This window comes from Streptomyces sp. NPDC005706, from assembly GCF_040631045.1.
Lineage (GTDB): Bacteria > Actinomycetota > Actinomycetes > Streptomycetales > Streptomycetaceae > Streptomyces.
Map to the genome: position 1 here is coordinate 110,692 of NZ_JBEXYS010000023.1, position 10,899 is coordinate 121,590.

A 10,899-nucleotide genomic window follows, 5' to 3' on the forward strand; every position below is an offset into this window, starting at 1 on the left:
CGGTGCCCTGGGGGCGGCGTCCGGCGGACGGACTAGGGTGACCGCGTGGCGAGAGTGCGGTTGAGCGTGGCCGAGCGGCGTGAGGAGATGCTGCGGGCCGCCATCGGGCAGATCGAGGCGCGGGGCGTGGCGGCGGTCAGGATCGCCGACGTGGCCGCGGTGCTCGGGGTGAGCAACGCGCTGGTGCTGTACCACTTCTCGACGAAGGAGAAGCTGGTCGCCGCCGCCTTCGCCTACGCGGCCGAGGACGACCTCGCGCGGCTGCGCGCGCTGCTGGACCGGCGGACCTCCGCCCTGCGCCGGCTGCGCGCCGCCGTGCGCTGGTACGCGCCCACGGGCCAGGCCAAGGGCTGGCGGCTGTGGATCGAGGGCTGGGCGGTGTCGCTGCGCGAGCCGGCCCTGCGGGCGGTCACCCGGGACCTCGACCAGCGGTGGAAGGCGGCGATCGCCGCGGTCATCGCCGAGGGCGTGGCGGCGGGCGAGTTCACCTGCCCCGACCCCACGGGCACGGCCCTGCGGCTCACCGCCCTGCTCGACGGCCTGGCCGTGCAGCTCACGTCCTACCCGGGCGCGGTGCCACGCGCCCGCGCGCAGGAGTGGGTGAACGACGCCTTGGCCAGGGAACTGGGCCTGTAGCGCGCGGAGTCGACCGGCCGGAGCGCACCGGCATGGAACACGGGCCGGGTCCGGTGGGCGCGCGGGCGTGCCCCGCACCGCCGGGATCGCGGTACGGGGCACGGTCACGCCGCGCGCGGGGTCAGGCGACCGACGCGATGCGCAGCTTGATGTCGTCCGGCGAGAGCGCGCCCTTCGCCGTGACGTGGTCCCCGGAGGACTCGCCTCGCAGCCGGCGGCCGATCCACGGGACGAGGTACTCGCGGGCCCAGTGGACGTCGTCCCGGCGGATCTCCAGGGTGCCCCGGGGCGGCAGCGGCGGCCAGGCCTGCTCCGGGTCGGCCGGGATCTCCAGGCCGAGGGCCTGACCGGCGCGCAGCGCCACGCGCGTGTGCCCCTCGGGCGAGAGGTGCAGCCGGTCGTTGTCCCAGGCCCTGCGGTCCTGGACGGACCTCAGGGACCAAAGGTCGAGCACGGGGCAGCCGTACCGGTCGGCGATGGCGCGGACGTGCCCGTTGTAGGTGGCGATCTTGCCGCGCAGATGCTTGAGCACCGGCACGCCCCGGGTGTCGAAGCCGGTCGTCACCATCACCGTGCCCGCGGCCGCCGCGAGGGGGGCGAGGGCCCGCTCGAAGCGCTCGGCCACCTCGTCGGGGTCGGTGCCCGGCCGGATGATGTCGTTGCCGCCCGCACAGAAGGAGACGAGGTCCGGGGCCAGTTCGACGGCCCTGGGAAGCTGGTGCTCGACGATCTGGTCGAGCAGCTTCCCGCGGACCGCGAGGTTGGTGTACTTGAAGTCGCCCTCGGGCCGCCGGTCGGCGAGCAGGACCGCGAACCGGTCGGCCCAGCCGACGAACGCCCCGTCGGGCCCGGGGTCGCCGACGCCCTCGGTGAAGCTGTCCCCCACCGCCACGTACGACCCGATCACTGATGTGTTGTCACTCTTCGAATCGTCTGCCACGTCGGACCATGATTCACCTTTGGATGTGACTTACGCGACCGTAGGCAGGGGTTGACTAGCGGTGAGATGAGACACCCTTAAAGAAATTGCCAACCCAGGAATACGGCCGGTACGGGGACCGTCCGGACACACCGAAGGCCGGACCCGGGGATCGGGGGTCCGGCCTTCGGAGGCGTGTCAGGCAGGTGGTCGTGAGGAGCGCGTCCCTCGGCGCCGGTGGCTCAGAGGGCGACGCCGTGCGAGCGGAGGTAGGCGACCGGGTCCACGTCCGAGCCGTAGTTCGGCGTGGTGCGGATCTCGAAGTGCAGGTGCGGGCCGGTCACGTTGCCGGTGGCGCCGGACAGGCCGACCTGCTGCCCCGGGGTCACCGTCTGACCGGCCGACACCGAGAGCTGCGAGAGGTGGGCGTACTGGGCGTAGTAGCCGTCGTTCAGCTTGATGACGACCTGGTTGCCGTACGCGCCGCCCCAGCCGGCGGAGACGACGGTGCCGGCGCCGACGGCCTTGAGGGAGGTGCCGGTGGGGACGACGAAGTCGACGCCCGTGTGGTAGCCGCTGGACCACATGCTGCCCGCCACGTGGTACGCGGTGCCGACGGTGGGCGCGGCGACCGGGAGGTTGTAGCCGGTGGCGGGGGCCGCCTGGGTGGCCTGGGCCACCGGAGACGCCGGGGCGACCTTGGTGGCCTGGGCCACCGGAGACGCCGGGGCGACCTTGGTGGCCTGGGCCACCGGAGACGCTTGGACGGCGGGGGTCGCGGGGGTGTACCGGGCGGCCTTCGCCGGGGCCTCCGCGCGGGCCTTCGAAGGCTGCGCGGGGGCGGGGGACTCGGCGCGGGTCGGGGCGGCGGCCTTCTTGCCGAGCGACAGCCTCAGACCCGGGTGGATCAGGGCCGGATTCTCGCCGACGGTCTGCCGGTTGTCCGCGTAGAGCCGGTGCCAGCCCCCGCTCACGTGCTGCTCGCCGGCGATCTTCGCGAGGCAGTCGCCGGACTTCACCGTGTAGGTGCGAACGCCGGAGGCCTGCTGCGCGGCGGTCTTCCCGGCCGCCGTCTTCGCCACGGACTGCACGGTCTTTCCGGAGACGGGCTGCGCGGTGACGGCGTGCGCTCCGGTGGCACCCAGCAGGGGCAGGGCCAGTGCGGCACCGCCGGTTCCGGCGACGGCGACGGAACGGGTGAAACGCTGAGTCTTGGGACGGCGGTGCTTACCCTTCGCGGGCATGACGCATTCCTCTCCGGCGCCTGCGGGGTGAGCTGTCGGGTTCGGGCTGGAGCTGCCCGGCCGCGCGGTGCGCGGCTGCACCCCGAGCCTGTCGCGGAGACCGGGACAGGCAGTCGTACCTGTTGGGTCCCCCGCTCCTGCCGCGCACGGGTCATGTGTGTGGGACTCCGGGCGGCGGCAGGATTCGGCGTTCCGTCCGGATTGATGGCGAACGTAAGCGAGCCCGACGCGCGGAAACAAGCGACCGATTCCCGGCGTTCACGTGCCAGAAGATCCAAATGGGATATTCGTGGTCACGGTGCGTGAATTCGCACCCGCGCGGTCGGGTCAAGTTGCCGTATCCGCTTGGGGATTAGGTGGACATGACGAACAGCGGACGGTCACGGCTATGACGCTCCTCACGCGCCACTCCCCCAGGCGCCCCCATTCCACACCGAGTTGTAACGAAGGGGTCAGTCAGGACATAAGGGTCAGATACGGCGCAGGCGGAAAACTGCCGCGTCCAGATCGCCGTGCAGCCCGGTCGGCAGTCCGTGGTGCAGCAGAACGGCACCTCGGTGAACTTCGCCCGTTTCGCGGCATTCGTACGATGCCGTCGCGTCGAGTCCGCGCAGCCGTACGCGCGGTACCGGCTCTCCGTAGCTCTGCGTCTGGAGGCAGGCCAGGACCACCGCCTCGTCCCCCAGCACGTACTGGACGGCGCTCAGGCCGCCCGTCGGAGGCCGCAGCCGGTACAGGTCGCCCTGCTGGACGAGCGGCCGGATCTCCTTGTGGAGGGCCACCCACTCCCCGGCTTCGGCCAGTTCCTCGTCGGTCCACTCGGTGAGGTCGCCGCCGATACCGAGCACACCCGCCATGGAGCTGACGAACCGGAAGCGCAGGGAGCTGGTCCTGCCGTTGAGCTGCGTGTTCGGGCTGTCGGTGACCCAGGCCGCCATCACGCGCGCGGGGTGGATCTGGCTGAAGCCGTGCTGGATGGCGAGCCGGTCGAGCGGGTCGGTGTTGTCGGAGGTCCACACCTGGTCGGTGCGGCTCAGCACGCCGAGGTCGATCCGGCCGCCGCCACCCGAGCACGACTCGAAGGCGACCCGGGGGTGGGCGGCGCGCAGCCGGTCCAGCAGGGCGTACAGCGCGCGGACGTGGTCGACCCACAGGCGCTGCGGGTACGGCTCCCCCGGCCAGCCGGCGTCGGTGAAGCAGCGGTTGAAGTCCCACTTCACATAGTCGATGGGGGCGCCGGACAGCAGGGTGTCCAGCCGCTCCCACAGGTACTCCTGGACGTCCTCCCGGGCGAGGTTGAGGACGAGCTGGTTGCGCAGTTCCGTCCGTCTGCGGCCCGGCTGGTACTGCACCCAGTCGGGGTGGGCCCGGTACAGCTCGCTGTCCGGGTTGACCATCTCGGGCTCGACCCAGATGCCGAACCGCATGCCGAGGCCGTGCACCTGCTCCGCCAGGGGCTTGAGGCCGTGCGGGAACCGGTCGGGATTGGGGGTCCAGTCGCCGAGCCCGGCCCGGTCGCTGGTGCGGGCCCCGAACCAGCCGTCGTCGACGACGAACAGCTCGACGCCGATGCCGGCCGCGCGCCGGGCGAGCGCCGCCTGCTGCTCTTCGGAGATGTCGAAGAACGTCGCCTCCCAGGAGTTGAACAGCACCGGCCGGTCCCGCTCGGCGTCCGGGATCACATGCGCGCGCTGGTAGGCGTGCCAGGTCCGGCTGGCCCCGCCGAAGCCGCCGTCGCTCCACAGACCCGCGAAGACGGGGGTGGTGTACGACTCCCCCGGCGCCAGGAGCAGCAGGCCCGAGTCGTCGTGGCCGGCCCCGCCGGTGATCTGCACGCGCGCGTCCGGGAGTTGGGCGACGGCGATCCGCCAGGAGCCGGACCAGCCGAGCGCGCAGCCCCAGACCTCGCCGCGTTCCTCGGTGGCGTCGGTGTCGAGGGCGACCCAGGGCAGGTGCTGGTGGCCGGTGTGGCCGCGGCGGCTGCCGATGACCTTCTCGCCGTGGGTGAGCGGCGCGCGGGTGAGCAGGGACTCGGCGGCCCAGCGGCCGTGCAGCTGCGACAGTCGCCAGCCGTCGCGTTCGGGCAGGGTCCAGGTGGCGGCGTCGGCGCGCAGCAGCTCCACGCGCGTGTGCCCGCCGTTGTTCAGGGTGACCCGGCGCTCCACGACGTCACCGCGCATGCGGTAGTGCAGGGTGATCGCCAGTCCGTCGTCGTCGAAGCGCAGCCGCAGCTCCGCGCCTTCGGTGCCGTCTCCCGTCCCGTCCCGGTCGCATTCGTACGACACGAAGCGCCATTCGGTGCCGCGCCGCTCGTCGGTGCGCACACAGAGGGCGGGACGGACGAAGCGGGGGCCGCCCTCGACGGGGTACTCCTCGCGGCCGTCGAGCGGGGACTCGAAGGGCCGGTAGACGGGCAGCGGGCTCAGGGCCAGGGCCTCGGCGTCGGCGAGCGCGATGCGGGGCCCCCAGTGGAGGTGGAGCAGTTCGTGCGCCTCGGTCAGGTGCAGGGCATAGCTGCTGGTGGGCCCCGACAGGAGCCAGGTGCGTCCGTTCTCGGCGATATCCACCATCGAGACCTCACAGGTGTCAACAGATCCGCTCAGGTGCGCACATCATCGGGGCCGGTGCGCTCCGGTGGCAACGCCTGTGGACAACTCGTTGCCCGAGATGATCGATGTCGTATCGTCGACGGAGCGCCCGCCGGCGAGCCGAGCCGACGGGGTCCGACCGGGAGGAGCCCCCGTGACGCAGCAGGTCCCGTCGACCGAGCCCGATCTGGCCGGAGTGCGCAACTTCCGCGACGTGGGCGGACTGCCGACCGAGGACGGCCGGCGGGTGCGCTCGGGGGTGCTGTTCCGCAGCGGCCACCTAGCGCACGCGACGGACGAGGACGCGGCCTTCCTCGGCTCCCTGGGCCTGCACACGGTGTTCGACTTCCGCAACGCGGCCGACCAGAAGCTGGAGGGCCCGGACGTCGCCCTGCCGGGCGTGCGGAACGTGAACCTGCCGCTGAGCGACCCGGCGGACGGTGCCGAGTTCTGGAAGATGGTCCGCGACGGCGACCTCGACCAGTTGCGCGGCATCCTCGCGGACGGCAAGGCCGCCGCCCGGATGGTCGCCTCGTACCGGACGATCGTGACCGAGCGCACCGCCGAGCACTCCCGGGTGCTGCACGCGCTGGCCGAGGACAGCGTCCCCGCGCTGATGCACTGCGCCGCGGGCAAGGACCGTGCGGGCATCTCCATAGCGGTGACCCTGCTCGCCGTGGGCGTGGAGCGCGACGCGATCGTCGCCGACTACCTGGAGTCCAACGCCAAGCACCGCCGCTACAAGGTGCGCCGCAACGGCAGCCCCGACTCCGCGTACACCCCCGAGGTGATGGACCTGCTCAGCCCGCTCTTCGACGCGCGCGCGGAGTATCTGCAGGCGGCGTTCGGGAGCATCGAGGCGACCTGGGGCGGGCTCGACGCCTACTTCGAGCAGGGCCTCGGACTGACCTCGCGGACCCGTGAGCGGCTGCGGGAGCGCCTGCTCGACTGACCTCCGTCAGCTCTTGGCGCCCACCGCGAACAGCAGATAGAGGAACGCGGCGAACAGGTGACCCACGGCGATGTAGATGATCAGCCGGATCCACAGGGAGCGGGGGAACTTCTCCTCGAAGTCGCTCATGGCAGCTCTCCAGTCAGGGGGCCCAGGCACAGCGCGGCCGTGGGGCTCTGCAGCAGGGTGTGGACGAACAGAAGCTCCACGCCGTCCTGGTCCTCGGCGGCCAGGCGGTGCGGGGTGAGGGAGTCGAAGTGCGCGCTGTCGCCTGGGGCGAGCAGGTGCGCGGTGTCACCGAGGCGCAGCCGGAGACGCCCCTTCAGGATGTGCAGCCACTCCTCGCCGGGATGGACGCGCACGATGTCGCCCTGCGTGCCGTAGGGCACCCGGACACGCAGCGCCTGCATGCCCCGTCCGGACGCGCCGGCCTGGAAGTAGGTCCAGCCGCCCGCGCGGGTGGGCTCCATGTCGGCGGCGCGGACGATGGCGTCCCGGTCGGCGACCCGCTCGCCCAGCAGTTCCGAGACGGTCGTACCGTAGATACGGGCGAGCGCGAGCAGCATCGGCAGCGAGGGCTGGCGCCCGCCGGTCTCCAGCCGGGAGAGGTGGGCGGGCGAGAGCCCGGCGGTGCGGGCCGCCGCCTCCAGGGTGAGGCCGGTGCGCCGGCGCAGGGCGCGGAGCTGCGGCGCCACGGCGGGCAGGTCGTCGCCCTCGCCCGCCGGTGGCGAGGCTTCTGAGGCGTTCATGCCTCCATTGAGCCGCAGGTTTGCCTCTGCGGCAAATTTCTTGCCTCAGAGGCAAACCCGTCCGGCGGTCGCTCTCAGCGGTTGCCCACCGCCTGTTTGATCAGCGTCTTCCCGAAGTCCCACATCAGTCCGCCGCCGCTGTGCGCGTCGTCCATGACGGCGGTGAAGGCGGCGACGAACCGGTCCACGTCGGCCTCGTCGATGATCAGCGGTGGGATGAGCTTGATCACCTCCAGATGGTCACCGGAGACCTGCGTGAGGATCTGGTGGCGCTGGAGCAGCGGGACGACGACCATCTGCGCGAACAGGCCCTTGCGGGCGGCCTGCAGCATGGTCCAGCGGCCGCGCAGCTTCAGCGAGGAGGGCCGCCCGAACTCGATGCCGATCATCAGGCCCCGGCCGCGCACGTCCACCAGCAGCTCGTACCGGTCGATCAGCGCGGTGAGCCGCGACTTCAGCAGCTCGCCGGTGGCGCGCACCCCGGCGACGATCTGCTCGTTCTCCATGACCGACAGCACGGCGAGCCCGGCGGCCATGGCCTGGGCGTTGGCGCCGAAGCTGGCCGAGTGGACCAGGACGCGGTCCATGGACGAGTAGACCTTCTTGAAGATCCACTCCTTGCCCAGGGTGGCGCCGACCGGTACGTAGCCGCCGGACAGCGCCTTGGCCACGCACACCAGGTCCGGCTCCACGCCCTCCTCGTGCTGGTAGGCGTAGAAGTCGCCGGTGCGGCCGAGGCCGGTCTGCACCTCGTCGGCGATCAGCAGCGCCTTGTGCCGGTGCAGCAGCTCCTGGGCGGCGCGCAGATAGCCGGGCGGTGCCTCGTGCACTCCCTTGCCCTGGATGGGCTCGACGATCAGGGCGGCCACGTCGCCCTTCTTCAGCTCCCTGGCCAGCGCGTCGAGGTCGCCGAGGGGCACGGCGGTGTCGGGCAGCAGCGGGGCGAAGCCGTCACGGAAGCCGTCCTCGCCGTTGACCGACAGGGAGCCGGTGGTCAGGCCGTGGAACGCGTGGTCGCAGTACAGCACGCGGGGCCTGCCGGTGGCGTAGCGGGCGAACTTCAGGGCGGTCTCGACCGCCTCCGTGCCGCTGTTGCCGAAGAACACCCGGTCCAGGTGCGGGCTGTGGGCGAGCAGCCGCTCCGCGAGCAGGCCCGGCAGCGGCTGGCAGTCGAAGCGGGTGAGGTCGGCGAGGCCGAGGTCCAGGACCTCGTGCAGTGCCTTGCGGACGACCGGGTGGTGGCGGCCCAGGCCCATCACACCGAACCCGGCGAGCATGTCCAGGTAGTCGGTGCCGTCCGCGTCGAAGAAGTGGGCGCCTTCGGCCCGTTCGTAGACCCGGTCGAAGCCGATGGTGTGCAGCATCCTCGGGAGCTGCGGGTTGAGGTGCCTGGCGTGCAGCTCGTAGCGTTCGGCTCCGCGCTCGGCGAGGAGGGCGCCGAGGTCGAACTCCGTGCTCATTCACTCTCCTTGGCTGTGCCATCGAGGGCCCTCACGGCCTTGACGGCCAGGCTCGCGCTGATGCGCCCGGCGATCTCCACGGGCGTGAGGCCGATGTCGGCCAGTACTTCGCCGCGCTTGGCGTGTGCGAGGAACTGGTCCGGGATGCCGAACCGGCGTACCGGCACGTCCACGTCCGCGTCGCCGAGGGCCAGTGCCACGGCCGAACCGACGCCTGCCGCACGGCTGTTGTCCTCCACCACGGCGACCAGGCGGTGCCCGGCGGCCAGGCCCGGCAGGGCGGGGTCGACGGGCTTGACCCAGCGGGGGTCCACCACCGTGCAGCCGACGCCCCGGGCCGCGAGCAGCTCGGCTGCCTGGAGGCACACCGGCGCCATCACGCCGACGGCCACCAGAACCACGTCGGGGTGTTCGCCGCGGTGCAGGACGTCCATACCGCCCACCTGGCCGACCGCCGGGATGTCCGGGCCGACCGATTCCTTGGGGAACCGGACCAGGGTGGGCGCGTCGTCCACGGCGACCGCCTCGCGCAGTTGGGCGCGCAGTTGCCCGGCGTCGCGCGGGGCGGCGATCCGCAGGCCGGGCACGACCTGGAGGACGGACATGTCCCACATGCCGTTGTGGGACGCCCCGTCCACTCCGGTGACGCCGGCCCGGTCCAGCACGAAGGTGACCCCGCAGCGGTGCAGGGCCACGTCCATCAGCAACTGGTCGAAGGCGCGGTTGAGGAAGGTGGCGTAGACGGCGACGACGGGATGGAGTCCGCCGGTCGCGAGTCCGGCCGCCGAGACGGCCGCGTGCTGCTCGGCGATGCCCACGTCCCACACCCGGTCGGGGAACCGCTCGGCGAATCGGCCGAGGCCCACCGGGTGCAGCATGGCCGCCGTGATCGCGACGACGTCCTCGCGCTCCTCGCCGATGCGGACGATCTCCTCGCCGAACACCGAGGTCCAGGAGGGACCGCCGGCCGGCGCGAGGGGCGCGCAGGTGAGCGGGTCCATCACGCCGACGGTGTGGAAGTGGTCCTCCTCGTGGGCGAGGGCGGGTTCGTAGCCGCGGCCCTTCTCCGTGAGGCAGTGGACCAGGACGGGCCCGTGGAAGCGTTTCGCGCGGCGCAGCGCCGACTCGACGGCGCCGATGTCATGCCCGTCGATGGGGCCGACGTACTTCAGCCCGAGGTCCTCGAACATGCCCTGCGGGGCGAAGGCGTCCTTGAAGCCCTTCTTCGCGCCGTGCAGGGACTCGTAGATCGTGCTGCCCACCACCGGGGTGCGCAGCAGCACCTCCTTGCCCCAGGCGAGGGCCTTCTCGTACCCGTCGGTGGTGCGCATGGTGGCCAGATGGCTGGCGAGGCCGCCGATGGTCGGGGCGTAGGAGCGCTCGTTGTCGTTGACGACGATGATCAGCGGCCGGTCCCTGGCGGCCGCGATGTTGTTCAGTGCCTCCCAGGCCATGCCGCCGGTCAGCGCGCCGTCGCCGGTGACCGCGACCACATGCCCCTTCTCCCCCAGCACCTGGTTGGCCTTGGCGAGGCCGTCCGCCCAGCCCAGCGCGGTGGAGGCATGACTGTTCTCGATGACGTCGTGCTCGGACTCCTCGCGCGACGGGTAGCCGGACAGGCCGCCCTTGCCACGCAGTTTGGAGAAGTCCTGACGTCCCGTCAGAAGCTTGTGCACATAGCTCTGGTGGCCGGTGTCCCACAGGATGCGGTCGACCGGTGACTCGAAGACCCGGTGGAGTGCGATGGAGAGTTCCACCACCCCCAGGTTGGGCCCCAGGTGACCGCCGGTTCTCGACACCGCGTGCACCAAGAACTCACGTATTTCTTCGGCCAGTTCGCCGAGTTCCGCCTCGGACAGCGCCTTCAGGTCGCGTGGTTGCCGGATGGTCTCCAGGATCGTCACGCTGGGCCCCCTCTCGGTCCGTGCCGTGCCTTGACTCAACTCACTTCGTCCGCGGCGCCCGCCCCCTCGGCGAGCTTCATGGCCTCCTCGATGAGGGTCTCCACGATCTTGGACTCGGGGACGGTCTTGATGACCTCGCCCTTGACGAAGATCTGGCCCTTGCCGTTGCCCGAGGCAACTCCGAGGTCGGCTTCACGGGCCTCGCCCGGGCCGTTGACCACGCACCCCATCACCGCGACCCTGAGCGGCACTTCCATGCCGTCCAGTCCTGCCGTGACCTCCTCCGCCAGCTTGTAGACGTCGACCTGGGCGCGGCCGCAGGACGGGCAGGAGACGATCTCCAGGCCGCGCCGCTTGAGGTTCAGGGACTCCAGGATCTGGTTGCCGACCTTGACCTCCTCCACGGGGGGCGCGGACAGCGAGACCCGGATGGTGTCGCCGATGCCC

General features: G+C 71.7%; 10 protein-coding genes and 1 riboswitch. Of the genes, 2 read left to right on the forward strand and 8 right to left on the reverse strand.

Annotated elements, in window-relative coordinates; genetic code table 11:
• Positions 1 to 87: 87 nt before the first annotated feature.
• Positions 88 to 636 (forward strand): TetR/AcrR family transcriptional regulator, encoded by a 549-nt coding sequence (locus ABZ478_RS28780; protein ID WP_359553723.1) that lies wholly within the window; start codon positions 88 to 90, stop codon positions 634 to 636.
• Between the two features lie 121 nt (positions 637 to 757).
• Here the strand turns inward: ABZ478_RS28780 and ABZ478_RS28785 are convergent, their stop codons facing one another.
• From ABZ478_RS28785 to ABZ478_RS28795, 3 genes are all read right to left on the reverse strand, one after another.
• On the reverse strand, positions 758 to 1,543 hold the full coding sequence (locus ABZ478_RS28785) for an SGNH/GDSL hydrolase family protein (RefSeq protein WP_359553725.1): 786 nt from the start codon (positions 1,541 to 1,543) through the stop codon (positions 758 to 760).
• A 254-nt stretch (positions 1,544 to 1,797) separates the two neighbouring features.
• On the reverse strand, positions 1,798 to 2,799 hold the full coding sequence (locus ABZ478_RS28790; RefSeq protein ID WP_359553702.1) for a peptidoglycan DD-metalloendopeptidase family protein: 1,002 nt from the start codon (positions 2,797 to 2,799) through the stop codon (positions 1,798 to 1,800).
• Between the two features lie 4 nt (positions 2,800 to 2,803).
• A riboswitch (cyclic di-AMP (ydaO/yuaA leader) is annotated at positions 2,804 to 2,999 on the reverse strand.
• A 270-nt stretch (positions 3,000 to 3,269) separates the two neighbouring features.
• A complete protein-coding gene (locus tag ABZ478_RS28795) occupies positions 3,270 to 5,369 on the reverse strand; it encodes an alpha-galactosidase (RefSeq protein WP_359553703.1) in 2,100 nt (699 codons plus the stop codon).
• Positions 5,370 to 5,541: 172 nt separating this feature from the next.
• Here ABZ478_RS28795 and ABZ478_RS28800 point away from each other — a divergent pair, with 172 nt between their 5' ends.
• Positions 5,542 to 6,339, forward strand: coding sequence for a tyrosine-protein phosphatase (locus ABZ478_RS28800; protein WP_359553704.1), 798 nt, complete (start codon positions 5,542 to 5,544; stop codon positions 6,337 to 6,339).
• A gap of 6 nt (positions 6,340 to 6,345) precedes the next feature.
• Here the strand turns inward: ABZ478_RS28800 and ABZ478_RS28805 are convergent, their stop codons facing one another.
• The 5 genes from ABZ478_RS28805 to ABZ478_RS28825 all read right to left on the reverse strand — a co-directional run.
• Entirely contained in the window at positions 6,346 to 6,468 is a 123-nt protein-coding gene (locus ABZ478_RS28805; protein ID WP_190019420.1) for a DUF6126 family protein, read from the reverse strand.
• Positions 6,465 to 7,088 carry an XRE family transcriptional regulator gene (locus ABZ478_RS28810; RefSeq protein ID WP_359553705.1) on the reverse strand — a complete coding sequence of 208 codons (624 nt, stop codon included), beginning with the start codon at positions 7,086 to 7,088 and terminating at the stop codon, positions 6,465 to 6,467. The genes ABZ478_RS28805 and ABZ478_RS28810 overlap by 4 nt, the downstream gene beginning before the upstream one ends.
• A 74-nt stretch (positions 7,089 to 7,162) precedes the next feature.
• Complete coding sequence (locus ABZ478_RS28815) at positions 7,163 to 8,548, reverse strand: aspartate aminotransferase family protein (protein ID WP_359553707.1); 1,386 nt, start codon at positions 8,546 to 8,548, stop codon at positions 7,163 to 7,165.
• Positions 8,545 to 10,452 carry a 1-deoxy-D-xylulose-5-phosphate synthase gene (gene dxs, locus ABZ478_RS28820; protein ID WP_359553709.1) on the reverse strand — a complete coding sequence of 636 codons (1,908 nt, stop codon included), beginning with the start codon at positions 10,450 to 10,452 and terminating at the stop codon, positions 8,545 to 8,547. The genes ABZ478_RS28815 and dxs overlap by 4 nt, the downstream gene beginning before the upstream one ends.
• A gap of 35 nt (positions 10,453 to 10,487) precedes the next feature.
• A partial coding sequence (locus tag ABZ478_RS28825; protein WP_359553711.1) for a flavodoxin-dependent (E)-4-hydroxy-3-methylbut-2-enyl-diphosphate synthase occupies positions 10,488 to 10,899 on the reverse strand: 412 nt, incomplete at its 5' end.

Excerpts from the sequence above, each read along its gene's own strand:
- ABZ478_RS28795 (WP_359553703.1), bottom strand. The coding sequence starts at position 5,369 with ATGGTGGATATCGCCGAGAACGGACGCACCTGGCTCCTGTCGGGGCCC.
- ABZ478_RS28805 (WP_190019420.1), bottom strand. The coding sequence starts at position 6,468 with ATGAGCGACTTCGAGGAGAAGTTCCCCCGCTCCCTGTGGATCCGGCTG.
- ABZ478_RS28815 (WP_359553707.1), bottom strand. The coding sequence starts at position 8,548 with ATGAGCACGGAGTTCGACCTCGGCGCCCTCCTCGCCGAGCGCGGAGCC.
- ABZ478_RS28790 (WP_359553702.1), bottom strand. The coding sequence starts at position 2,799 with ATGCCCGCGAAGGGTAAGCACCGCCGTCCCAAGACTCAGCGTTTCACC.
- ABZ478_RS28780 (WP_359553723.1), top strand. The coding sequence starts at position 88 with ATGCTGCGGGCCGCCATCGGGCAGATCGAGGCGCGGGGCGTGGCGGCG.
- ABZ478_RS28810 (WP_359553705.1), bottom strand. The coding sequence starts at position 7,088 with ATGAACGCCTCAGAAGCCTCGCCACCGGCGGGCGAGGGCGACGACCTG.